This window comes from Reyranella sp. GW821-FHT14A01, assembly GCF_058803965.1.
This window is the reverse complement of record NZ_JBXAPM010000004.1, coordinates 53,593-75,944: the sequence shown is the minus strand read 5'-3', so window position 1 is coordinate 75,944 and position 22,352 is coordinate 53,593. Positions and strand designations below refer to the sequence as shown.

At 65.9% G+C, this 22,352-nt stretch carries 20 protein-coding genes; 11 read left to right on the top strand and 9 right to left on the bottom strand.

The annotated features are described in order from the left end of the window. Nucleotides 1-52: 52 nt before the first annotated feature. Both AC1ROX_RS09165 and AC1ROX_RS09160 read right to left on the bottom strand, forming a co-directional pair. Nucleotides 53-571, bottom strand: coding sequence for a DUF1993 domain-containing protein (locus tag AC1ROX_RS09165; RefSeq protein ID WP_493124629.1), 519 nt, complete (start codon nt 569-571; stop codon nt 53-55). An 87-nt stretch (nt 572-658) separates the two neighbouring features. Continuing rightward, nucleotides 659-1,801 (bottom strand): aromatic ring-hydroxylating oxygenase subunit alpha, encoded by a 1,143-nt coding sequence (locus tag AC1ROX_RS09160; protein ID WP_493124627.1) that lies wholly within the window; start codon nt 1,799-1,801, stop codon nt 659-661. Nucleotides 1,802-1,895: 94 nt separating this feature from the next. Here AC1ROX_RS09160 and AC1ROX_RS09155 point away from each other — a divergent pair, with 94 nt between their 5' ends. Then, on the top strand, nt 1,896-2,672 hold the full coding sequence (locus AC1ROX_RS09155) for a bestrophin-like domain (protein WP_493124625.1): 777 nt from the start codon (nt 1,896-1,898) through the stop codon (nt 2,670-2,672). Between the two features lie 6 nt (nt 2,673-2,678). Here the strand turns inward: AC1ROX_RS09155 and AC1ROX_RS09150 are convergent, their stop codons facing one another. Next, nucleotides 2,679-3,287: a hypothetical protein gene (locus AC1ROX_RS09150; protein ID WP_493124623.1), complete on the bottom strand. Its 609-nt coding sequence runs from the start codon at nt 3,285-3,287 to the stop codon at nt 2,679-2,681. 215 nt (nt 3,288-3,502) lie between these two features. On the opposite strand from AC1ROX_RS09150, the gene AC1ROX_RS09145 reads away from it, so the two are divergent. After that, complete coding sequence (locus AC1ROX_RS09145; protein WP_493124622.1) at nt 3,503-3,754, top strand: DUF6496 domain-containing protein; 252 nt, start codon at nt 3,503-3,505, stop codon at nt 3,752-3,754. 8 nt (nt 3,755-3,762) lie between these two features. On the opposite strand, the gene AC1ROX_RS09140 is transcribed toward AC1ROX_RS09145, so the two are convergent. From AC1ROX_RS09140 to AC1ROX_RS09130, 3 genes are read right to left on the bottom strand one after another with little or no spacing between them, the layout of a single operon-like run. Next, the gene (locus AC1ROX_RS09140; protein ID WP_493124620.1) at nt 3,763-4,785 is read right to left on the bottom strand and encodes an ATP-dependent DNA ligase; all 1,023 of its coding nucleotides are present in this window, start codon (nt 4,783-4,785) and stop codon (nt 3,763-3,765) included. A 27-nt stretch (nt 4,786-4,812) separates the two neighbouring features. Beyond that, on the bottom strand, nt 4,813-5,493 hold the full coding sequence (locus tag AC1ROX_RS09135; RefSeq protein WP_493125327.1) for an endonuclease/exonuclease/phosphatase family protein: 681 nt from the start codon (nt 5,491-5,493) through the stop codon (nt 4,813-4,815). Nucleotides 5,494-5,498: 5 nt separating this feature from the next. Next, nucleotides 5,499-7,622 carry a VTT domain-containing protein gene (locus tag AC1ROX_RS09130; RefSeq protein ID WP_493124618.1) on the bottom strand — a complete coding sequence of 708 codons (2,124 nt, stop codon included), beginning with the start codon at nt 7,620-7,622 and terminating at the stop codon, nt 5,499-5,501. Between the two features lie 143 nt (nt 7,623-7,765). Here AC1ROX_RS09130 and AC1ROX_RS09125 point away from each other — a divergent pair, with 143 nt between their 5' ends. The 8 genes from AC1ROX_RS09125 (at nt 7,766) to AC1ROX_RS09090 (ending at nt 16,663) form a co-directional block, all read left to right on the top strand. Then, nucleotides 7,766-8,611: an FTR1 family iron permease gene (locus AC1ROX_RS09125; RefSeq protein WP_493124617.1), complete on the top strand. Its 846-nt coding sequence runs from the start codon at nt 7,766-7,768 to the stop codon at nt 8,609-8,611. A gap of 13 nt (nt 8,612-8,624) precedes the next feature. Then, nucleotides 8,625-9,140, top strand: coding sequence for a ferritin (locus tag AC1ROX_RS09120; RefSeq protein ID WP_493124615.1), 516 nt, complete (start codon nt 8,625-8,627; stop codon nt 9,138-9,140). A 58-nt stretch (nt 9,141-9,198) separates the two neighbouring features. Next, nucleotides 9,199-10,449: a carbohydrate porin gene (locus AC1ROX_RS09115; RefSeq protein WP_493124613.1), complete on the top strand. Its 1,251-nt coding sequence runs from the start codon at nt 9,199-9,201 to the stop codon at nt 10,447-10,449. A 15-nt stretch (nt 10,450-10,464) separates the two neighbouring features. Further along, complete coding sequence (locus AC1ROX_RS09110; protein ID WP_493124611.1) at nt 10,465-12,033, top strand: multicopper oxidase family protein; 1,569 nt, start codon at nt 10,465-10,467, stop codon at nt 12,031-12,033. A gap of 50 nt (nt 12,034-12,083) precedes the next feature. Beyond that, a complete protein-coding gene (locus AC1ROX_RS09105; RefSeq protein WP_493124609.1) occupies nt 12,084-12,884 on the top strand; it encodes a YggS family pyridoxal phosphate-dependent enzyme in 801 nt (266 codons plus the stop codon). Nucleotides 12,885-12,955: 71 nt separating this feature from the next. Next, nucleotides 12,956-13,939, top strand: coding sequence for a 2-hydroxyacid dehydrogenase (locus AC1ROX_RS09100; RefSeq protein ID WP_493124607.1), 984 nt, complete (start codon nt 12,956-12,958; stop codon nt 13,937-13,939). Between the two features lie 34 nt (nt 13,940-13,973). Then, nucleotides 13,974-15,338, top strand: a complete 1,365-nt coding sequence (locus AC1ROX_RS09095) for an LLM class flavin-dependent oxidoreductase (RefSeq protein WP_493124605.1) — start codon at nt 13,974-13,976, stop codon at nt 15,336-15,338. Then, the gene (locus tag AC1ROX_RS09090) at nt 15,335-16,663 is read left to right on the top strand and encodes an LLM class flavin-dependent oxidoreductase (RefSeq protein WP_493124603.1); all 1,329 of its coding nucleotides are present in this window, start codon (nt 15,335-15,337) and stop codon (nt 16,661-16,663) included. Before AC1ROX_RS09095 ends, AC1ROX_RS09090 begins: the two co-directional genes overlap by 4 nt. 7 nt (nt 16,664-16,670) lie before the next feature. Here AC1ROX_RS09090 and AC1ROX_RS09085 read toward each other — a convergent pair whose 3' ends face one another. Beyond that, nucleotides 16,671-18,275 carry an ABC transporter substrate-binding protein gene (locus tag AC1ROX_RS09085; RefSeq protein ID WP_493124601.1) on the bottom strand — a complete coding sequence of 535 codons (1,605 nt, stop codon included), beginning with the start codon at nt 18,273-18,275 and terminating at the stop codon, nt 16,671-16,673. A gap of 155 nt (nt 18,276-18,430) precedes the next feature. Between AC1ROX_RS09085 and AC1ROX_RS09080 the strand changes: the two genes are divergently transcribed. After that, nucleotides 18,431-21,301, top strand: coding sequence for an ATP-binding protein (locus AC1ROX_RS09080; RefSeq protein ID WP_493124599.1), 2,871 nt, complete (start codon nt 18,431-18,433; stop codon nt 21,299-21,301). Here AC1ROX_RS09080 and AC1ROX_RS09075 read toward each other — a convergent pair. Both AC1ROX_RS09075 and AC1ROX_RS09070 read right to left on the bottom strand, forming a co-directional pair. Beyond that, the gene (locus AC1ROX_RS09075) at nt 21,288-21,713 is read right to left on the bottom strand and encodes a zinc-binding dehydrogenase (protein ID WP_493125325.1); all 426 of its coding nucleotides are present in this window, start codon (nt 21,711-21,713) and stop codon (nt 21,288-21,290) included. The two genes, AC1ROX_RS09080 and AC1ROX_RS09075, sit on opposite strands and share 14 nt — an antisense overlap. After that, nucleotides 21,677-22,342, bottom strand: coding sequence for an alcohol dehydrogenase catalytic domain-containing protein (locus tag AC1ROX_RS09070; protein ID WP_493124597.1), 666 nt, complete (start codon nt 22,340-22,342; stop codon nt 21,677-21,679). The genes AC1ROX_RS09075 and AC1ROX_RS09070 overlap by 37 nt, the downstream gene beginning before the upstream one ends. Between the last annotated feature and the right edge of the window lie 10 nt (nt 22,343-22,352).

Sequence of the window (22,352 nt, the reverse complement as noted above, 5' to 3'; positions counted from 1 at the left end):
TGGAGAGAATGCCCCTCTCCTTCGATAGGGAGAGGGGCATGAGTTCCGGAGGTTATGCCGGGTCGCGATAGGGCATGACGCCCAGATAGTTTCGCTTGCCGACCGGGACGCCGTTGTGGCGCAGGATCGCGTAGGTCGTTGTGACATGGAAATAGAAGTTCGGAATGACGTGCTGGACCAGGAACTCCTCGCCCGAAAGCGACTTGCCGTTCCAGCGCGGCTGGGTGATCCGCCGTTCGGCCGCCTCGGCGAAGGATTGCGCCGTGAAGCCCTGCAGATAGGCGACGGTGCTTTCAATGCGCGCCTTGATCTCGGCCAGCGTCGCTTCGGTGTCGGCATTGACGGGCGCGTCCTTCTCCGTGCCCGCCAGACGCGCAGCGCCCAGCTTCGCGGTGTCGCAGGCGGTCTGGACCTGCTGGATCAGGTTGAACTGATCGGGCGACAGGCGCGACTGCAGCAGGACCGCGACATCGAACTTCTTCTCGGCGGCATACTTTTCGGCCTCGTTGAGGATGGCGAGCAGATTGCCCAGCATCTTGCTGAACTGGCCGACGACGAGCGTATGGATCATGAGAACCTCGGAGTTGGGTTGGTGGTTTGAGCGCAGGGCCTACGCCATTCCATCGACCACCGCCAGAGCTGCACTTCTTCCTCTCCCCTAACGAGGAAGAGGAGTCTTCAGCATCTCCACATGCTCTGTGAGGTGGCGATGGAAATGCCCGATCGCCTGTTCGTAATGGCCGAAGGTGAAATGGGTATTGGCGCCGGAGGCGAGGCCGGCCTGGATCTCGCGGGCGGCGTGGCGATCCTCCAGGATGCCGCTCTCCTGCACGAAGTTGGCGTCCTTGCGCGCCTGCTCGATGTCGAGCGGCTTGCCGTTCTTGATGCGCGGCGCGAGCTGGTAGACGACCCAGTGCGTTTCCGACGGCGACACCGGCTCGAGGATGATCAGGATGGCGTGGCTCGACAGCACGCTGACATGGGTGTTGGGGAAGAGCTGGTGCACGTCGGTGATGCGGCCCTGCGTGCTCCATTCCTCGCGCGGAACGCTGCGCAGCTTCTCGATGCGGCGGAACGGGAAGACGATGCGCGAATTGCGGCCGTGCAGCTCGACGACGTTCAGATTGTCGTAGCCGTAGGGGAAGAACGACTGATTGTGCAGCGCCTTGATGTGGTAGCCCTCCATCGAGGTCTCGCCCAGCACCTTCCAGTTCGCCCTGTCGTCGAACTCGATCTTGTTGAACAGCACATAGTCATCGGTCAGCACCTCTGGCAGGTCGCCGAGCGGCCCGTCCGACAGTGGTTCGTCCTGCGTCACGAAGACGATGCCGTTCCGCTCCTGCACTGAAGCCATCGGCACCAGACCGTGTGCCGCCTTGTCGAGGCCGGGGAAGCCGTCCTCGCCCGGGATGTGGCGCAGCGCGCCGTCGAGCCCGTAGGTCCAGGCGTGATAGGGGCAGGCAAAGGCGCGCTTGCAGCCCTCGCCCTCCTCCAGCTTCATGCCGCGATGGCGGCAGGCGTTGCGGAAGCCGCGCACGATGCCGTCGGTGCCGCGCACCACCAGCAGCGGCGTGCCGACCGTCGTTCGCGCGATGTAGGAACCGGGCTCTGGCAGCGCCGCCGAGGGGCAGAAGGCCATCGGCACGCGGCGCAGCACCTCGATCTCGGCGGCGAACCGCTCGGCCGAATGATAGTTCTCGACCGGTTCGCGCCACACGGTCGTGCCCTTGTCCGTCGTCTTGTTGTCGATGTGCGCCAGGATGCGATCGATCAGGTCGATTTCGTTCAACAGCGCGGCCATCGTCGTTCCTTCTGCAATCCGGCGCGCTGATAGTAGGTCTCGTGCATTACCGCACGCAACAAACGCGCGAGCCGCGCTGCGATACCTGCTATCAATGCCGATGCTCGATCATCCGTACCTGATCATCTGCTTACTTTCCTTCGTCGCCATGTTCGGTGGCGGACTGATCGGCCTCTTCCTCGCGCGCGCGCTTCCCGAGCACCATCTCACCAAGGAGTCGGGCGCGGTGGTCAAGCTGGCGGCGGCCATCGTGGCGTCGCTGACCTCGCTGGTGCTGGCTCTCATGCTGTCATCGGCCAACAGCGCCTATTCCGTAAACGCCGGCATCGTGACCAAGCTCGGTTCGGACATCGTCCAGCTCGATCACATGCTGCGCGCCTATGGGCCGGAGGCGAACGCAGCGCGGATCCATCTGCGCGCCTATGCCAGCCGCAAGAACGAGGAGCTGTTTCCCGTCGCGCCGCCGCCGTCGAAGGACTCGAGCGGCACCGCCGATCTTCTCGACAGGCTGCTGGGCTCCATCCTGTCACTCGACCTGCCGGACCGGCGGCACACGGCGCTGGCGGCGCAGGCGCTGGGCATCACCCACCAGATCTACGCCGAGCGCTGGCTGCTGTGGGAGAATCCCGGCACGACGGTGCCGACACAGTTCCTGTTCGTGCTGATCTTCTGGCTGTTCCTGGTGTTTCTGAGCTTCGGCGTATTCGCGCCGCCCAACCTCACCGTGGTCGCGAGTCTCTTCCTCTCTTCTGTCGCCGTCACCGGGGCGATCTTCCTGATCCTGCAGCTCGGCGATCCCATGCATCACAGCTGGCTGCAGATCTCCGGCGAGCCGCTGCAGCGGGCGCTGTCGGAGATCGGACGGCCGTAGCGGCGCTCAGCGCTTGCGACTACGCTTTGCCAATCGCAGGTCGAGTCGGCGCATGAGTTCCTGCGTGCCCGTGGCGCGCTTGACGGTGCGGTCGAGCGAAGCCGCCTTGCCGTCGAAGCCGTGGCACAGCCAGGACAGCAGGCCGAGCTCGAGCTGCGTCGATTCGAGCCACGTCACCTCGCGGCCATAGCCCATGACGGCCTCCAGATCGGTCTCGGCCAGGAAGCTGCGCAGCACAGAGGAGGAGCGCCGCCGCATCATCTCGCAGGCCGACAGGAAGAGAACCCGCCCCGCGCCGCGTCCGCGCAGCGGTGTGGCCAGCTCGGCCAAGTCGACCGAGCGGCTACGGTTCCGGCCACCCCTCTTCTGCGTCGCCGTCAGTCCGTAATCGGTGCCGTGCGACGCAAGATAGAGAACCGGGAAGCCGTCGTTGCTCTCGCGCGTCGCCTGGACCAACAGGCCGCTCAACTCCTCCCACGATGTGAAGGTACGATGCTTGAAGGGCGTACCATCGATGCTTTCAAGCAGGCGCAGCATGTGGCGGACCGATGGCTGCGGTGTGCCGGCGCGCTCCCAATGAGTGGTCTCGATGCAATAGATGCCTGCGCCCGACATTGCGTCTCCCGAAAACCTGAAAGTGGGTCGAAGGGAGTGACCCTTGCGCCTCGGCGCGGCATCGGCATTACAGATTGGGAAAAAAACAGCGATAAAAATGAAACGGTGCACTTGACGTGCACCATCCATCTCCCTGTTACGGAACGAAGACACCAGCGTGCGCAGCCAAAGCGCGACGGCGCCGTTACAGGCGAATGAGCTGACCCGGAGGAAACATGGCGAAGTATTCCCGAAGCGCCAGCAAGGACGTGGAGCGCGCGATGGAGCGCCGCAAGAAGGGCACGCTGAAGAGCGGCCCGGGCGGCAAGGGCGGCACGGTGAAGAGCCGCAAGCAGGCCATTGCCATCGGCCTTTCCGAGGCGCGCGCAAAGGGCAAGAAGGTGCCGGCAAAAAAGAAGACCGCGGCGAAGAAGAAGACCACGGCAAAGCGAAAGACGGCGGCGGCCAAGAGGAAGAAGAAGGCCTAATCTCGCGGTCAAGACCGCTTTGTCTTCAGCAGCCGCATGACCCGCGACGGGCGCGCCTCCTTCACCAGCTGATCGAAGGAACAATCGCGCGGCGCCTTGTCCGGGCGCCAGCGCAGGAAGCCGGTACCATGGCGGAAACGCCGCCCGGTCACATGATCGTATTGGACTTCGACTACGAGCTTCGGCTTCACTGGCTCCCACTGCGCCGTGCGCTCGGTCGACCAACGGCTCGGACCTCCCGGCGCATCGCCGGTGAAGCCGTCGCCCTTCAGCTTCTCGAGTTTGGCGGTCAGCGCGCCCCGGTCGAGACCGGCCAGCGCCGAGGTGAAGCCGACATGGTCGAGCAGTCCCGCCTCGTTATAGAGGCCGAGCAGGAGTGAACCGACTTCCCTCCTCGATCCCTTCTTGGCAGTGGCGTAGCGAAACCCGCCGACCACACAGTCGGCGCTGCGCAGGTTCTTGATCTTGAGCATGGCCCGCTCGCCCGCTCTGTACGGCTCGTCGAGGCGTTTGGCGACGACGCCATCCAGCGAGCCGCCACCGGCACGGCTCAGCCACTTGCGTGCCTCGGCAAGACGGGTCGTTTTCGGCGACAGGCGGAGAGCCTCGACATCGCCGAGCGTCGCGAAGAACCACTCCAGAGCGGCTCGCCGCACCGACAACGGCTCCGTGTGCAGATCCCGTCTCTTTTCGTCTTCCAGAAGATCGAATGCGATTAGCAGCGACGGCGTCTCCGCGGCGAGCCGCTTGATCCGGCTGGCCGCCGGATGCAGGCGCATCTGCAGCGCTTCGAACGATAGGTTCGGCCCCACGGGAATGACGAGCTCACCGTCGAGCACGAAGTGTTTGTGCTTCACGGTAGCGAGCGCCCCGACCATTTCGGGGAAGTATCGTGACAAGCTCTTGCCGGAGCGCCCGATCAGTTCGACCTTGCCGCCGTCGCGGCGCGCGAGGCAGCGGAAGCCATCCCACTTGGGCTCGTACTGCCAGCCTTTATCCTCCGGCAGGCTGTCGACTTGCCGTGCCTCCATCGCGACGGTTTCCGTGCGGGGCACGGTCTAGACCGCGATGTCGGCGATCACCGGCAGGTGATCGGAGATCGCCCGGGCCTGGTAGTCGGTGCGGCTGCTGATCAGCGCCGAGGCGGGCGAAAGATAGATGCGGTCGAGCTGGAAGAGCGGCAGCCGCGACGGAAAGGTGCGATGCCGGCTAAAGCCCGGCAGGGTGCGCGCCAGGCTGCGGCGCACCGAGCCCGCCCAGAACCAGTCGTTGAAGTCGCCCAGCGCCACAGTCGGCCGGTCCAGCCGGCCCAGCATCTTGAGCAGGGTGATGGCCTGGCTGCGCCGTTCGCGGAGGCTGAGGCCAAGATGCGTGGCGATCACGCGCAACGGGCCGAAGGGTGTCGCCACATCGCTGCAGATGGCACGCCGCGGCTCGCGCTCTGGATAGGAAAGATCGTGGATCTGCGTGCTCTCCAGCGGCCAGCGGCTGATCAGCGCCTGGCCGTACTCGCCATCCGCCGTCACCACTGTCTTGGCGCCGATCCCGTGCGTGCCCAGCGCCTCCTGCAGCACGTCGAAGGGATTGCCGACATGGGCCTCGCGCGCGCGCCGGGAATCGATTTCCTGCAGGGCCACGATGTCGGGCGCATGGCCCCTCACGAATTCGATGACACGGTTGAGATCGAAGCGCGGATTGCGTCCCAGCGCGCCGTGGATATTCCAGGTCATCACGCGCACGGAACTCAAGACGCGCGTCCGCCCATTCGGGAGACCACGGCCTGCGCACCGAAGGAGAGACCGATCCAGCCCGCGACGCAGAGCGCCAGCAAGGCCACCTCGTCGGCGCTGGGATTGGCCAGGACCTTCACGATGCGGTCGCCCATCAACGCGATGGCCGCCAGACCCGGTCCCATGCCGATCAGCGTGCCGAGCAGGAAGTCGACGAGCCGTATCGAGCTCGCACCCGCCGCGAGATTTACGAGCGAGAACGGCGCCACCGGCACGACGCGGATCGCGACCATGGCCAGCAGTCCGCGCCGCTGCAACTGGTCGCGCACCTTGTCCCAGCGACTGCCGAGCAGGCGCTTGGGCATCTCCTGCCCGAAGCGCGCGCCCGCCGCGAACATCATGAGCGCACTCGCCGCAACGCCGATTGCGGCATAGAGCATGCCGAGCCACGGGCCAAACACCGCCGCGGTCGCCAGGATCAGGATGGTGACGGGAAAGGCCACCATGCCGCCCACAAGGAAGATGCCGACGACGAAAGCCAGCGCCCACGGCTTGCCGGCGCTTTCCTGCAGCAGCTCACGGATGTGATCGGGATTCGCGAACTCGCTGAGCCCGGTGAATTGCCAGGCGAGCGTCAGCGCGACGATCAGCGCGAGCGCGGCGACCACCACTGTACCCGCGCCGCCGGTCACGGTGCGGCTGCCGTGGAACAGCAGGCGCGGCATCAGACGGCCGGCCAAGCGTCCCAGCCGGATCGGCCGTGACGGATCGGCAACCCGCTCCGCCAGCCGTGCGAACAGGCTGCGGTCGGGCTTGCCGTCGTCGATCGGGCGCAGGCAGTGACCGTTGCCGGCGAGCGTGTCGGCTGCCCGCACCATCGAGCCGTGCTGCGCCATCGCGTCCGCCACCTCTTCCGCCGGCACACCGCAATGCTCGCCCAGCAGGCGGTTGCGCATCGCCACGATCCCGGCGCGCTGATCCTCCGTGGCCGCCTCGATCGAGAGGTCGCATTCGGTGTCGGCGCCCATCGAGCGGTTGTTGATGTTGGCCGAGCCGACCCGCAGGAAGAGATCGTCGATCACCATGACCTTGGAATGGATCATGGTGTGCGTGGACTGGCCGTCCTTTTCGATGGACGGGTAGAGCAGCCGCACGCGATCGCCGCCGGCCGCCTTCACGGTCCGCCAGAAGCGGAGGCGGCCGTTGCGCATGGTGCGCCGCTCGACGAAGGAATCGTGGCTGCGCGGCGCCACGATGACGACCTCCAGCTCCCGCCGCTCGCGCAGCCGCCGGGCCAGCGCGGCGGCCACCACGCCCGCGGTCGTGAACTGGTTCTCGATGTAGATCGTGCGCTCGGCGCGGGCGATGCTCTCGACGAACAGCGCCTCGACCTCGCGAACCTCCTCTTCGCGATGATAGCGCGGCTGGGTGCGCGAGATGGCAATCTCGACGTCCTTAAAATGCGGCTCGCAGGTCTGCGGCCACGGATCGCCCTCCGGCCGAACGTCGGGTTCGCCGCCCTTGGCATGACACCAGCGGCGCCGCGCCAGCAGCGCCAGCGCCCGTGCCGCTTCGCCATCGACCATCATCTGCACATCGTGGAACGGCCGGTAGGGCTCGCCCGCCGGATCGACGCGCTTGCGGTTTCGGGGCTCGTGACGGCTGGTGTCCCAGCGCCGGATGGTGAGGTCGAGGCCGCCGGAGAAGGCCAGCGCATCGTCGACCACCACCAGCTTCTGGTGCTGCGAGGAGCCGAAGGGCACCGTCGAATCGAGGCAGAAGGTCACCTGCGGCGGCATCTGCCAGTTGAGATATAGCCGCGGCAGCGGCTCGCGCTCGTGCGCGTAGAGCAGCGAATAGTCCCACAGCAGCAGATGGATCTGCAGCTCGGGCCGCCGGGCCACCAGCTCGGTGAGGAAGCCCGCCAGGTTCGTCGGCAGCCCGTCGGTCGGCGGCTTGTCGCCGACCAGCTCGGTGCGGCTGTCGATGTCCCAACCGACGATGAAGATGGTACGCCGCGCCTGCAGGAACGCCTCACGCACGGCCGCGAAGAAAGCCGCGCCATCGATCAGGACGGCAGCCCTGTGGGCACGCTCGACCTTCCATACGGTGCGTCCGGGCTGAAAAAGGGGCGACATCGCGCCTATAACGCCAACCGTCCGCCAATGATCCGCAGCGCATCAAGACCTTCATAGAAAGTGTAGTTGACAGAGAAACAAGCGATCCCTTATTGCAATTAAGAACGACTTGCATATCCGCGTCGCTTTGGGGGAGTTGGGGCATGCTCGCGGTCCTTGTCATCGTGTTTCGCGAGGTGCTGGAAGCTGGCCGCGTCGTGGGTGTGGTGCTTGCTGCGACGCGCGGCATGGCGGGCCGGACCTGGTGGATCGGCGCCGGTATCGCGGCGGGTGTCGCGGGGGCGCTGGTCATGGCGGGACTCGCCGACCAGATCGGTCATCTCTTCGCCGGCGCCGGCCGGCAGATCCTGAATGCGGTCATCCTCGCCATCGCGGTCGCCATGCTCGGCTGGACCGTGGTGTGGATGTCCGTGCACGGCCGCCAGATGGCCGCCGAGCTGAAGCAGGTCGGCCGCGACGTCGCCGAGGGCCGCAAGCCGCTCAAGGCGCTGGCCGTGGTCGTCTGCGTCGCGGTGCTGCGCGAAGGCTTCGAAGTCGTGCTCTTCGTCTACGGCGCGGCGGCGAGCGGCGGCATCACCGCCATGGATGTCGCGACGGGCGTCGGGCTGGGCGTGCTGGGCGGCGCGGCGGTCGCCGGTGCGCTCTATCTCGGCTTGGCTGCCATCCCGCTGCAGCACGTCTTCAAGGTGATCTCCGTGCTGATCACGCTGTTGGCCGCGGGCCTTGCGGCACAGGCGGTGGGCCTGCTGCAGTCGGCCGGCTACCTGCCCTTCTGGTCCGAGGAGGTGTGGAACACCTCGCACATCCTGCGTCAGAGCAGCATCCTGGGACGAATCCTGCATACCCTGGTGGGCTACCAGCAGAAGCCCACCGGCCTCGAGATCGTGGCCTACGTCGCGACCATCGTCGCGATCGTCATCGCCATGAGACGCGTCGAGGCTAACCACGCCGCTACCCACGGCAAAGGGCGCGCGCCTTCCAAGACCTGAACCGGAGCGACAGATGACCAGCGACAAACTCAAGGCGTCCCTGAACGAGCTGATGAACGGCCAGCTCGAGGCGCACCTCTTCTACCTCCAGGGCGCGGCATGGGCGGCGGAGCGCAGCCTCACTGGCGTGCACGACTTCCTCGTGGCCCAGGCGGCCGACGAGCTGGTGCACATGCATCTCCTCTTCAAATACCTGACGGAGATCGGCGCCAAGGTGACCTTCGCGTCGGTGCCGCAGCCCGTCATCGCGGCCAATGCCGTGAAGGGCGTGTTCGAGGCGGTCCGCGATCTCGAACTGCGGGTGACCAAGAGCGTCGGTGCCACCTACGACCAGGCGCGCGCGGAGAACGACCACGCGACGGAATCCTTCCTCAAGCAGTTCGTCGACGGGCAGCATGCGGAGAATACCCAGTGCCGCTTCGTGCTGGACCGCATCGAGCTGGTGGGCAACGGTTCGGACGCGCTCTACCTGATCGACCGCGAGCTGACGGCGCTGGGCGCACAGAAGGGGATGGCGACAGCCGCCTGAGCGGGTCGGCGCGGGGGATCGCCGAGGGGAATCGGTGCGGAGACGAAGGGGGAGAGACATGAGGCGCGCGGCAGCCTGCGGGCTGGTCTTCACGGCATTGGCGATGTCCGCCGAGGAGGCTCAAGCGCAGAACATCGCCGCCCTCCCGACCGACCAGAAGCTGGTCGGCAAGGTCCATGACAAAACCCGCGCCGCCAAGGCGCGACGGGACCTCTCGCTCGGCGAGGATATCGACCTGGCGCACGTGAAGTACGCCAGGATGAAAAAGGAGATCGAGGACGAGACGGGCATCACCTTCTCGATGGAAGCCTCCGGCATGAGCCAGTGGGGTGTGCCCAACGGAGGCTATGGCGCCGTGCAGGGCATGTTCTCACCGGCGGTCAACTGGAGCGCCTTCAACAGCGACAAGTTCGGCGCCGGCTCCTTCCAGTTCCACTTCCTGGCGACGCAATACTGGTCGGGCAACGACGGTACCGCGGTCGGCGCCAATCTCGACCTGGTGAGCCCGCTCAACAACCAGCCCACCGCCAACAACCAGTTCGTCCAGCTCACCTACACGCACAGCATCGGAAACTGGCTGTCGATCTCGGTCGGCCAGTACGCCTTCTCCAATTTCGACGGCAATGCCTACGCCAACGACCAGCAGGTGAATTTCATCGGCTATTCGATGACGCAGAACGGCAGCCAGAACTACACGCAGGCGGGACTGGGCGCCTACGTCCAGATCAACCCGACCAAGGAGATCACCCTCGCCGGCGGCTTCCAGGACGCCAATGACCTGAGCGGCAGCTACCTGCAATTCTCAACCCTGGGCCAGGGCCAGTATGCCTGGTTCGGCTATGCCGCCTGGTCGCCCACCATTCCCAAGTGGGGACAGGGCACCTACTCGCTGCTCTACTACAACCAGCCCAGCGTCACGATCCAGCCGCTGGCCAGCGACGGCCTCTCCTTCAACGCCGCCCAGCCGATCGGCGACAAATGGGGCCTGTTCGTGCGCGCCAACACGGCGTGGAACTCGAGCTTCCCCATCCAGTCCTCGATCGCCGGCGGCTTCGTCTACAACGACCCGCTGAAGCGCAGCGCGCACGACCAGATCGGCGTCGCGATGGCGTGGAACGCCACCAACATGAACTTCTACCAGGGCACCTATGTGCGACCGAGCGAGACGATGGTGGAAGCCTACTGGGCCTTTTCGATGTACCGGACCTGGCTGCTGACGCCGAACGTCCAGTTCTATTTCCAGCCCGCTTTGACTCCCTACAACAACGTGGCGGCCGTCTTCAGTTTCCGCGCCACGCAGTTCTTCTAGAGAGAGGCCGCCGATATGCTTCGCCGACTCGCGACGATCTCTCTCCTGGTCCTGACACCCGGCATCGTCGCCAGCCAGGAGGCGCCCAAGCGACCGGCCTTCGTCGAGCCGCCGGAGATCAGCAGCGAGAACGGACGGCTGGTGACGGAACTGACGGTGGCGCCGCACACGATCCAGATCGACGGCAAGACCGTGACGACGACGCTCTACAACGGTCTGTTCGCACCACCGACCTTGCGCGTGAAGCCGGGCGACAAGCTCTCGCTGACCTTGCGCAACCGGTCGGCCAGCAACACCAACATGCATTACCACGGCACCAACGTGTCGCCGCGGTCGCCGGGAGACGATGTCTTCCTGCGCGTGGCGCCGGCCGAGGACTACAAATATGAGGTCGATTTCCCGAAGGACCATCCGCAGGGCCTCTTCTGGTATCACCCGCACTGGCACGGCACGACCGAGTTCCAGATCGGCGGCGGCCTGTCGGGCCTGCTGAGCGTCGACGACGTCCTGGAGCCGTGGCCCGAGCTGAAGAACATCCGACGGCGCCACATCATCCTGCGCGACATCCAGATCGTCGACGGCAAGGTCCCGAACCCGCCCGATCCCGGCAATCCGACCCTGCGCCTCGTCAACGGCCTGGTGAACCCGACGATTGACATCCGCCCCGGCGAGGTCCAGCTCTGGCGGGTCGGCAATATCGGCGCTGACATCTTCTACGACCTCGAGATCGCCGGGCATAAGCTCTACGAGGTCGCGCGCGACGGCTCGCGGCGCAACCAGCTCGTGCCCTACGACCATCTCCTGCTGCCGACCAGCGCGCGCAGCGAGTTCCTCGTGGTCGGCGGCCCGCCCGGCGAATATGTCTTCCGCACGCGCGAGATCGACATGGGACCGGGCGGCGATCCGCATCCGCGCACGACGCTCGCGACCCTGGTGTCGAGCGGCCCGCCGCAGACCGAGGTCAAGCTGCCGGAGCGTTTTCCCTCCGTCCCCGACCTGCGCCAGGTCGAAACCTGCTGCGGCCGGACCATCGATTTCTCGGAGACCGAAGACGGCAGCCAGTTCTGTATCAACAATGCCCAGACCGACATGAGCATCGTCAACGTGCGGGTGCGCATCGGCTGCGTCGAGGAATGGACGATCAACAACTGCAGCGCGGAGAACCACGTCTTCCATCATCACCAGCTGCAGTTCCAGGTGATCAAGCGGAACGGCAAGGACGTGCCCTTCATCGGCTGGCAGGACACGGTGACCGTCGACTACCGGGCCGCCGATGCCGCGAACCCCAACCGCTGCAAGTGCGACGCCCAGGGCAACTGCACCGGCTGCACCTGCCCTACGGCCGAGGATCCCTGGGGCTCGGTCGTCGTGCGCATCTCCTACGTAAATCCGCTGATCCGGGGGAAGTCGATCTTCCACTGCCATATCGGCGAGCACGAAGATGGCGGCATGATGCAGGTCATCGAGATGTCGCGCGACGCCGGCCGCTGCGAGCCGGGCACCCCCTCCTCGACCAACCGGCTGGCGATGACGCCGATGGACCGCGCCGTCTGCACGCCGAAGCCGGCGACGCACAAGCATTAAGAACAATCCGTCATCTCGAACTTCAATTCATCCTGCTCTAGTCTGCGTACATGACCTCAGTAGCTGACTCACTCCAGGAGCCTGCCGGCCTCACAGACGCGGACATCCAGCGTTTCGGCGTCGATCCGCTCGGCATGTTCAGCCGCAACCTCGCTTCGGTCGAGGCACGGATCGTGCAGGCCTGTGCCCGCGCCGGGCGGGCGCGCGAGTCGGTGCGGCTGTTGCCGATCACCAAGACGGTGCCGGCGCATATCCTGCGCTTCGCCTATCAGACGGGCATCCGCGACTTCGGCGAGAACAAGATCCAGGAAGCGGTGGCCAAGCGGGCCGAGCTGGCGGACCTTGCCATCGACTGGTGCATCGTGGGCCACCTGCAGACCAACAAGGTCAAATACCTGACCCGCTTCGCCCGCGAGTTCCATGCCCTCGACAGCGTGCGCCTCGCCGAGACGCTCAACGCCCGCCTCGACCGTGAGGAGCGCTCGCTCGACGTCTACGTGCAGGTCAATACCTCGGGCGAGGAAAGCAAGTACGGCCTGCAGCCCGGCGAGCTGCTGCCCTTCCTCGATGGGCTCGGCCAGTTTCCTCGGCTGAAGCCCCGAGGATTGATGACGCTGGCGGTGTTCAGCACCGATCTCGAGAAGGTGCGGCCCTGCTTCGAACGCCTGCGCGAGCTGCGCGACACGGCCGTCCGGCACCATCGCGCGATCCGGGAACTGTCGATGGGCATGTCGAACGATTTCGAGGACGCGATCGTGCAGGGCGCCGACGTCGTGCGTGTCGGCGAGGCGATCTTCGGCAAGCGCTCCACGCCCGACGGGCACTACTGGCCGGTCGCGACCAAGGGTTAGGCACCCCCTCCCGCCAGAATGCAGTCTGAGTGACATAGGGTTCTTGCGGTCCACTTTTTGCTCCGGCGCTAATGGCCGGCCGATTGCAGGAATCAGGTCGGCTCACCGCAGAGGCCGATGGCATGAAGCACGAACTCCTGATGAACTTCGAGGGGCTGCCCTTCCGGCACGCTCTCTCGGAGCACTACACGCTGATCGATTTCCCGCCGCGGGGGGCGCTGCCCGATGCCGGCGTGCTGGCGCAGGCGCGCATCATGGTGACAGGCGGACGGCTCAGTCGGGAGCACATGGACCTGCTGCCTGCGCTCGAGCTCATTTGCTGCGTCGGCACGGGCTTCGAGCACATCGATCTCGTCGCCGCCCGCGAACGCGGGATCATGGTTTCCTACGGCGCGGGAACGAACGCCGTCGCCGTGGCGGATCACGCCTTTGCGCTGCTTCTCGCCATCATGCGCGACATTTCCTGGTACGACGCCCTGACCAAACGCGGCGAATGGCGCAACGGACCGATTGTGCGGCCCCTGCCGACCGGCAAGCGCCTGGGATTGATCGGCCTCGGCGCCATCGGCGAGAAGATCGCGCGACGAGCCGAAGCCTTCGACATGACGATCGCCTATCACACGCGCCGCGCCCGTCCTGAATTCCATTGGGAGTATTTCACGTCGGCGCGCGCGCTTGCGGAATCGGTCGATCTGTTGATCATCGCCGCGCCGGGCGGCCGATCGACCTTCCATATGGTGGACGCCGAGGTGCTGAAAGCGCTCGGGCCGCAGGGTTACCTTGTGAATGTCGGCAGGGGCAGCATCGTCGATACGCAAGCGCTCATCGTGGCCCTGCGCGAGCGTGTCATTGCCGGCGCAGCCCTGGATGTCTTCGAGAATGAGCCTGAAGTGCCGAGCGAACTCAGGGCCTTGGACAATGTCGTCCTCACCCCCCACACAGCCGGCTTCGCACCCGAAGTCCAGCGTGCGGCTTCGGCCCTTCTGCGCGAGAATATAGAACTGTTCCTGAAGGACGCGCGGGTACTGACGCCCATCCCGGATTTCGCCGCCTGATGAGGATCACCCCCTTGAAACAGGAGCCGATGTCATGATGCATCTCGCCTGCATTCCCAATCTCGTCGGCGGCCATCTCGGCGGCTGGCGACACAAGGATGCCTTCGACAGACCGGTGATGAACCTCGAGGCCTTCATCGAGATGTCCCAGATTGCCGAGCGGGGGAAGTTCGACTGCGTGTTCCTGGCCGACGGCAACGGTGTGCGCGACATGGATCGCCCGGCGCTGTTCGCGGCCAATCACCCCTCGGCGCGGCCGTCCTTCTTCGAGCCGACGACGCTGCTTTCGGCGGTCTCGATGGTGACCCGGCACGTCGGCATCGTCGCCACGGCAACCAGCACCTATGACGAGCCCTGGATGGTCGCCCGCCGCTTCGCCTCGATGGACCATATCAGCAAGGGCCGCGCCGGCTGGAACCTCGTCACGGCTTCCAATGCCGGCGATGCGCTGAACTTCGGCCGCAGCGAACATATGGGCCGCGAGGACCGCTATGCCCGCGCGCAGGAATTCTACGAAGTCGTCGCGGCCCTGTGGGACAGCTGGGCCGACGACGCCTTCCCGCAGGACAAGGCGACCGGCCAGTATCTCGACCCGGCACGCGTGCAGCCCATCGACCATAGCGGCCCGCATTTCACGGTGAAGGGCCCCTTGAACATCTCGCGCACGCCCCAGGGCCGGCCCATCGTGTTCATGGCCGGCCAGTCCGCCCCTGGCGTGGAACTGGCGGCGCGCTATGCCGATGCGCTGTTCGGCGCCGGCACCACCAAGCAGGATTGCATCGACGCCTATGCCGACCTCAAGGGCCGCATGGCGCGCTATGGCCGCTCGCCCGACACGCTGAAGATCCTGCCGGGCGTCAGCGTCTTCACCGGCCGCACCGCCACCGAGGCGGAGGAGCTGTACCTGGAACTGCAGTCGTTGATCTCGCCGGCGCTGGGCGTGCACTATCTCTCCAAGATGCTGGTGCACGATCTCGAGAACCTGCCGCTCGAGGGTCCGCTGCCTCTCGACGACCTCGCCGAAGAGACGTTGGGTGGCAGCAGCCTGCGCCGCTACATCATCGACATGGCAAGGCGCGACAACCTCACCATCCGCGAGACCTACCAGCGCACGCTGCCGGCACTGGGCGGGCCGGTGTTCAAGGGCAGTCCGACGCAGGTCGCCGACGAGATGGAGGATTGGTGGCGGAGCAAGGCCGGCGACGGCTTCACCATCATGGCGCCGGTCCAGCCGACCGGCCTCAGGGATTTCGTCGACTTGGTCGTGCCCGAACTGCAGCGCCGCGGTATTTTCCGCAAGGAGTACGAGACCACCACCCTGCGCGGCCATCTCGGCCTGCCCGATGCCCCGAGCCGGTGGCATGCGGCGCCGCAAAAAGCGGAGCGCGGCGCGGCATGATGGTTCTCGGCTTCACCGGCGGCGCCCTGGGCGGCCATCTCGGCGGCTGGCGTCATCGCGATTCCTTCCCGACGACCACCATGCAGCTTCAATGCATGGTCGAAATGGCGCAGATCGCCGAACGCGGCGGGCTCGACATGATGTTCCTAGCCGACGGCAACGGCGTTCGGCAGATGGACAAGCCCGCCCTGTTCGCCGCCAACAGCCCGTCCGATCGTCCGGCGGTGTTCGAGCCGGTGACGTTGTTCGCGGCGCTGGCCCAGCATACGAGCCGGATCGGCCTGGTCGCCACGGCGACGACCACCTACGAGGAACCGTTCAGCATCGCCCGCAAGTTCGCTTCGCTCGATCACCTGAGCGGCGGCCGGGCGGGCTGGAACCTGGTCACGACCCAATATGTCGAGGATGCGAAGAACTTCGGCCGCGACGAGCATATGGGCCGCCTCGAGCGCTACGCGCGGGCGCAGGAAAGCCTCGATGTCGTGCGCACCCTTTGGGATTCCTGGGCAACCGATGCCTTCCTGCAGGACAAGGCGACGGGACGGTATCTCGACCCGGCGCGTGTGCGCTTGACCAATCATCGCGGGGCACATTTCGCGGTCAAAGGACCGCTCAATGTCGCCCGCACGCCGCAGGGCCAGCCCGTGGTCTTCATGGCCGGCCAGTCGGAGGCCGGCAAGGAACTGGCGGCCTATGGCGGCGAGGGCCTGTTCGGCACGGCCAGCAGCAAGGTGCAGGCCCAGCGGGAATATGCCGACATCAAGGGGCGCATGCCGAAATACGACCGCCCACCCGAAGCGCTGAAGATCCTGCCCGCGCTCAGCGTGTTCGTCGGCCGCACCAGCGCCGAGGCCGACGACCTCTACGCAGAACTACAGTCGCTGATCGCGCCGTCGCTTGCCGTCAGCTACCTGTCGAAGCTGGTGGGTTTCGACTTGAGCGAGGCCGATCTCGACGGACCGATGCCGGCGAGCCCGGGCGAAAGCGTCGGCGGCACCGCGATCGGCCGCTCGGTGCTCGAGATGGCGATGCGCGAGGGTTTGAGCGTGCGCGGCACCTATGAGCGCGTCCTGCCGTCGATGGGCGGCAACATGGTGAAGGGCGATCCGGTCCAGGTCGCCGACATGATGGAGGATTGGTACACCGGCAAGGCGTGCGACGGGTTCATGCTGTCGATGCCCGTCCAGCCGCGCAGCCTGCGCGACTTCGTCGAGCTGGTCGTGCCGGAACTCCGACGCCGCGGCCTGCGCTCGCCGGACTACAGGGGGACGACCTTGCGGGAAAACATGGGCCTGCCGATTCCGGCTGACCCTTTCCTGCCGTGAATCGCGGCTACTGCGTCTTCTCGGCGTTCCAGAACAGCATGGCCGTCATCGGCGGCATCCAGCCCGAGGTATTGGTGCGGTAGGCGAACTGGCCGTACCACTCGCCCAGCGGATAGTGCGTGCCCAGCGTGACGGCGCGGGTTTGGATCTCGTCGGCGATCGCCTTCTTCTTCGCCGCGTCGCTTTCGAGAGCGAACTGGTCGCGCAACTCCTCGATCCGCTTGTCGCACGGCCAGCCAGGCGTCGCCTTCTCGCAGGAGGCGTTGAGGTTCTGCGACACGATCGGATCGGACGAATCCAGCGCGCCCCAGCTGGTGAGGAAGATGCTCCAGCCGCCTTGCGCCAGCGGATCCTTCTTGTTGGTGCGGGCCACGGTCGTCTGCCAATCCATCGACTGCATGTCGACCTTGAAGCCGGCGCGCTCGAGCTGGGCTTTCGCCACCGGTGCCAGGTTCATGAGCGCCGGCAGGTCGGTCGTGTGCATCACCACGAGTGGCGTACCGTCATAGCCGGCCTCCTTCAGGAGCTCGCGCGCCTTGGCGACGTTGCCTTCGAGACGGCCGTCCATCGCCGTGTTGCTGGCCAGCGGCGTGCTGCAGATGAAGTAGGCCTTGCAGAGCTGGAAGAACTGCTCGTTGCCGATCTGGGCCTCGAGATAGGGGCGCTGGTCGATCGCATAGCCGATCGCCTCGCGGATCTTCGGATTGTTGAGCGGCGGATGCAGCCAGTTCAGGCGGAACGTGTACTGGCCGGGATATTTGCCGCGCATGAAGGCGATCGACTTGTTCTTCTCGACCATGGGTTTCAGGTCGAGGGGCAGCGCTTCGATGGCGTCGATCTCGCCGGTCATCAGCGCGTTGGCCGCCGTCTGGATATCGGGCATCGCCAGCCATTCGATGCGGTCGAACTTTGCGACCTTGCCGCCGGCCAGGCCCGAGGGCGGCTCGGCGCGCGGCTTGTAGTTTGGGTTCTTGACGTAGACGACCTTCTCGCCGGGCTTCCACTCGTCGGTCTTGAAGATCCACGGGCCCGAGCCGGTGGCCTCCTTGATCTGCTGCGAGCCCGGCGTATCGGAGACGCGCTTGGGCATCATGAAGGGCACGGTGCTGCCGGGCTTGGCCAGCGAGGCGATGACGAAGCCGTAGGGATTCTTCAGCGTGAGCTTGAAGGTCTTGTCGTCGACGACGTCGAAGGACTGCGTGTGCAGCATCAGGCGCTGACCGACACCGTCGCGCTCGGCCCAGCGCTTGATCGACTGGATGCAGTCCTCGGACTTCACGGGCGCCCCGTCGTGCCAGGTGAGGCCGTCGCGCAGCTTGAACGTATAGACCAGCCCGTCCGGGCTGACCGTGTAGCTGTCGACCATCTGCGGCTGCGGCTTCAGGTCGGCGTCGAGCGCGAACAGCGTGTCATAGACGAGATAGGCGTGCGTGCGCCCGATCTGCGCCGAGACCCAGATCGGATCGATCACCTTGAGGTCGGAGTGCATCACCACCTTCAGGGTGGAGGGCGGCTTCTGCGCCGAAGCCGTGCCGGGCAGTGCGGCCAACAGCGCCACTGCCGTTCCGCCGACCAGATGACCGAGAACCCTGCGCCCGACGTTTGCCAGCATGCCCAATCCCTCCGGCGACCCGCGCCACGCGGGAGCATGAAGCAAAATGCGTGCTGCGTCACAGTTCGAAAACAATACCCGGATCGCGAAGCGGATTACCCGAAGTCCTCTCCGGCGTTTGGCAGCGGCGAAGTGGACGGGTTAAAACCGGTTAAATGGCAGAGCCTTCAAACACCGGAAGCGAGCGGGTCTATCTGTTTGGCCCGTTCCGGCTGTTCCCAAGCCGCCAGTTGCTCATGCAGGGGGATCGCCGGGTGCAGTTGGGCGCTCGCGCCTTCGAGCTCCTGAACCTGATGGTGCAACGCAGTGGCGAAGTTGTCGGCAGGGACGAACTTGTTTCCGCCGCGTGGCCCAACGTCTTCGTCCATGACAGCAACCTGAAGGTCAACATGTGGAGCCTGCGTCGCTCCCTGGGTGACACGCAGAAGCAGCCGACCTATATCGCAACGGTCGCGGGTCGCGGCTACCGGTTCGTGTCGGCCGTGCAGACCGACACGGCGAGTGTCGCCGACGAGAGCACGCCGCCGGAGACCGCAAGGATGCGCGGCCTTCCTCCGCAACCTCACATCGTCGGCCGCGAGGGCGACATCGCCGATACCCTCGCGGCCTTGCACGACGGGCGCCACGTCACGGTGGTGGGGACCGGCGGAGTCGGCAAGACGACCGTGGCCGTCGCGGCGGCGCAGGCCTTCGCGGAGCATTGCCCGGACGGCGTCTGCTTCGTGGATTTCTCGACCATCGAGGATTCTGCGCTGGTTCCCGCTGCGATCGCGGCGGCGCTCGGCTTGCGCGGCGATCCGGCCGACGCGCTCGCCGCCGTCATCGGATATCTCGAACAACGCCGGTTGCTTATCCTCCTCGACAACTGCGAGCACGTATTGCCGGGCGTGGCAGCGTTCACCCGCGTGTTTTCGGCGCGCGACGGAAAATCGAAGCTGCTCGCCACCAGCCGCGAAGCCCTCGACACTTCCGCCGAACATGTCGTGTGGCTGGGCCCCCTCGCCTGCCCCGATCCCGGCGAACGCCTGACCCTGAGCGAGGTCATGCGGTTTCCGGCGGTGGATCTGTTCGCGCGCCGGGCGTCGGAATGGGCGGGCTACGAACTCGTCGATGCGGACTGCACCGCGGTCGTACAGATCTGCCGGGCCCTCGATGGATTGCCGCTGGCGATCGAGCTGGCGGCCTCCAAAGCGGAGCATCACACGATGCCAGACCTGCTGGCCATGCTCGACCGGCATCTGAGCATTCCACGCTCGCGCTCCCAAGGCACGGCGCCGCGTCAGGAAACACTGCTGGCGACGATCGACTGGAGCTTCCGGCTGCTGTCGCCCAACGAAGCCACGATCTTCAGCCTGGTGTCGGTGTTCGCCGACGCCTTCGAGCTCGAGGATATCGCCGCCGTCGCCGCCCCCGCCGGGCTGCGGCCGGCCCATGTCACCACCGGCCTGGGCGGCCTCGTCGCCAAGTCGCTGCTGACCGCCCAGGTGGGCGGCGCCGGCCTGCGCTATCGGCTGCTCGACAGCACGCGACGCTACGCAACCAGGCGACGGCTCGAAGCCGGACTTGATGGTCCATCGCGCCGCGCCCATGCCGAACGCATCCTCGCTCTGTTCGAACAGTCCGAGGCGGAATGGGGCTGGCGCGACGGCGACGACTGGACCCAGCGCTATCTCGGCCGCATTGCCGATGTGCGCGCGGCGCTGGCCTGGGCCTTCGGCGACGGGGGTGATCCAGCTCTCGGCGTTCGGCTGACCGTCGCCACCATTCCGCTGTGGTTCGAGAAGTCGCTCATGTCGGAGACCCAGAACCGGGTCGAGGTCGCGCTGGACCATGCGGAAAGGATCGGAAGCAACGACCTGCTCAAGGCCAAGCTCGCGATCTCCCGCGCCTGGTGCATGAACTACGCGCGGACCTTCGTACCCGAGATCGAGGATATCTGGCTCACGGCCCTCGCCCTGGCGAGACGCGCCGGCAATCTCGCTTTCGAACTTCAGGCGCTGGCGGGGCTTGCGATCTATCTGGGACGGGTCGGACGCATTCGGCACACGATCGAGCGGCTGGAGGAGTTCCGGGCACTCTGCGCCCGGCACCAGGATTGGTCCATGGCACCGGAAGGCGAACGCCTGCTGGCCTGGGCGAAGGCCCTTACGGGAGACCTGACCGCTTCCCTGGCCACGCTTGAAAGGCTGGCGGCGGCGTATCCACGGATCGGCAAGGGATCGCGGATGGCGGGCTTCCAGGTCGACCGCTATATCGGCATCCGCTGCTACATCCCGATGCTCGCCTGGGTGAACGGACGGCCCGACTACGGCCTAGCCGTTGCGCGGGACGCGATCGAGGCCGCCGAGAGCACCGGCCATCTCGTCTCCCAGTCGAACGTCCTGGCACTCGCCGGCTGCCCTGTCTCGCTCCTGAACGGCGATCTCGAATTCCTCGAACACTGCACGACCCGGCTGCGATCGATCCTGGAGATCGAGATGCTCGCGAACTGGATTCCGATGCAGCGCTTCTTTGCGGCGGCACTCGATGACCGGCGCGGCCAAGCCGGTGCTGCCGACCGGATGCGATCCGCGATCGATGAATTGATCGAAACCCGCTTCGTCAGGGGAATCGCCGGCTTCATCAACACCCTCGCCGAGGTCCTGATACGCGAGGGCCGTTTCGACGAAGCCAGCGACGCCATCGCGGAAGCGATGCGCTACGAGGCGCAGCAGGGCGTATTATTGCGCCGACCCGAACTGACGCGGATCGAAGCGCAGATCCTGCGGCGGACCGGATCGCACGCCCGGGCGGAGAAGCTCTTCAGCGACGCGCTCGAGGAAGCGCATGCCATCGACGCCCTGTCCTATGAACTGCGGATCGCCACCGATCTGGCCACCCACTATCTGGAAACCGGTCGATCCGACGAGGCGACCGGCCTCCTCCTTCCCGTCTACCGCCGCTTCCGCGAAGGCTTCACGACGCGCGACCTGATGGCCGCCGACAGTGTCCTGCGACGCGCGCGCGGCTCGCTCACCACTTCATGACGGCGCGACCGACAATATCCCCGGCCCGCATCAGGTCGAGATACTCGTTGATCTGCTCGAACTTGAAGAGCTTGCTGATGTGGCGGACCTTGTCCTGGGCGGCCAACGACAGGACTTCCGCGAGGTCGACATTGTTGCCCCAGTAGGAGCCGTGGAACGTCTGCTCGCGGTTCACGCGCGGCAGCAGCGGCACGCTGATGCGCTCGCCGACCAGCCCGACATTGGCATAGTGCCCGCTGATCCCGAGGAGGCTGAAGGCGAGCTCCATCATTTCGGTGGCGCCGGCGCAGTCGATGATGGCGTCGAGATCCTTCTGGCCGACGGCCTTCTCGAGTTCGGCCGCGATAGAGTCCGCGGTCTTGTTCTTGATCGAGATCACATGGTCGGCGCCATTCTCCTTCGCGACCGCCAGCTTGTCGGCGTTGCGGGCGAAGGCGACGACCTTGGCCCGCCGCCCAGCAGCCTCGCATACTGGACTGCATAGGACCCGAGTCCGCCGATGCCGAAGACACCGATGACCCTGTCCGGTCCGAGTGCGCCGGCGTCGCGCAGTTTCTTGATGCCGCGATACGGCGTGAGACCGGCATCCGTCAGCGGCGCGATCTGCTCGAACTTCAGGCGCTTGTCGGCCTTGACCAGATAGCGCGCCGGCACCGGGATGTACTCAGCGAAGCCGCCATAAGGTCCGAAGCCCGGCCAGCGAACGTTCGCGCAGATATGCGTATTGCCCACGAGGCAGTGGCGGCACACGCCGTCACCCCAGCCCGGCGCCACGCCGACGGAATCGCCTTGCGCGAAGCCCGCTTTCTTCGGAACGTCCTTGCCGATCTTCGACACCACGCCCGAGATCTCATGACCGATCGTGATCGGCGTCGGGATGTCGGCGAAGGGACGGAAGTAGCCGTCGATGAGCTGTGCGTCCGACCGGCACATGCCGCACGCTTTCACCTGGACCAGGATCTCGTCCGGTTGGATGTCCGGAACCGGAATGTCCTCGAGGACGACGGGCTTGCCATATTCGTGGATGCGAGCGGCCTTCATGTGCACGACC

Coding starts and splice junctions, on each gene's coding strand:
- AC1ROX_RS09090 (WP_493124603.1), top strand. CDS start 15,335: ATGATGGTTCTCGGCTTCACCGGCGGCGCCCTGGGCGGCCATCTCGGC.
- AC1ROX_RS09120 (WP_493124615.1), top strand. CDS start 8,625: ATGACCAGCGACAAACTCAAGGCGTCCCTGAACGAGCTGATGAACGGC.
- AC1ROX_RS09145 (WP_493124622.1), top strand. CDS start 3,503: ATGGCGAAGTATTCCCGAAGCGCCAGCAAGGACGTGGAGCGCGCGATG.
- AC1ROX_RS09070 (WP_493124597.1), bottom strand. CDS start 22,342: ATGAAGGCCGCTCGCATCCACGAATATGGCAAGCCCGTCGTCCTCGAG.
- AC1ROX_RS09160 (WP_493124627.1), bottom strand. CDS start 1,801: ATGGCCGCGCTGTTGAACGAAATCGACCTGATCGATCGCATCCTGGCG.
- AC1ROX_RS09155 (WP_493124625.1), top strand. CDS start 1,896: ATGCCGATGCTCGATCATCCGTACCTGATCATCTGCTTACTTTCCTTC.
- AC1ROX_RS09165 (WP_493124629.1), bottom strand. CDS start 571: ATGATCCATACGCTCGTCGTCGGCCAGTTCAGCAAGATGCTGGGCAAT.
- AC1ROX_RS09130 (WP_493124618.1), bottom strand. CDS start 7,622: ATGTCGCCCCTTTTTCAGCCCGGACGCACCGTATGGAAGGTCGAGCGT.
- AC1ROX_RS09125 (WP_493124617.1), top strand. CDS start 7,766: ATGCTCGCGGTCCTTGTCATCGTGTTTCGCGAGGTGCTGGAAGCTGGC.
- AC1ROX_RS09105 (WP_493124609.1), top strand. CDS start 12,084: ATGACCTCAGTAGCTGACTCACTCCAGGAGCCTGCCGGCCTCACAGAC.
- AC1ROX_RS09150 (WP_493124623.1), bottom strand. CDS start 3,287: ATGTCGGGCGCAGGCATCTATTGCATCGAGACCACTCATTGGGAGCGC.
- AC1ROX_RS09095 (WP_493124605.1), top strand. CDS start 13,974: ATGATGCATCTCGCCTGCATTCCCAATCTCGTCGGCGGCCATCTCGGC.
- AC1ROX_RS09140 (WP_493124620.1), bottom strand. CDS start 4,785: ATGGAGGCACGGCAAGTCGACAGCCTGCCGGAGGATAAAGGCTGGCAG.
- AC1ROX_RS09085 (WP_493124601.1), bottom strand. CDS start 18,275: ATGCTGGCAAACGTCGGGCGCAGGGTTCTCGGTCATCTGGTCGGCGGA.
- AC1ROX_RS09115 (WP_493124613.1), top strand. CDS start 9,199: ATGAGGCGCGCGGCAGCCTGCGGGCTGGTCTTCACGGCATTGGCGATG.
- AC1ROX_RS09080 (WP_493124599.1), top strand. CDS start 18,431: ATGGCAGAGCCTTCAAACACCGGAAGCGAGCGGGTCTATCTGTTTGGC.
- AC1ROX_RS09110 (WP_493124611.1), top strand. CDS start 10,465: ATGCTTCGCCGACTCGCGACGATCTCTCTCCTGGTCCTGACACCCGGC.
- AC1ROX_RS09100 (WP_493124607.1), top strand. CDS start 12,956: ATGGCCGGCCGATTGCAGGAATCAGGTCGGCTCACCGCAGAGGCCGAT.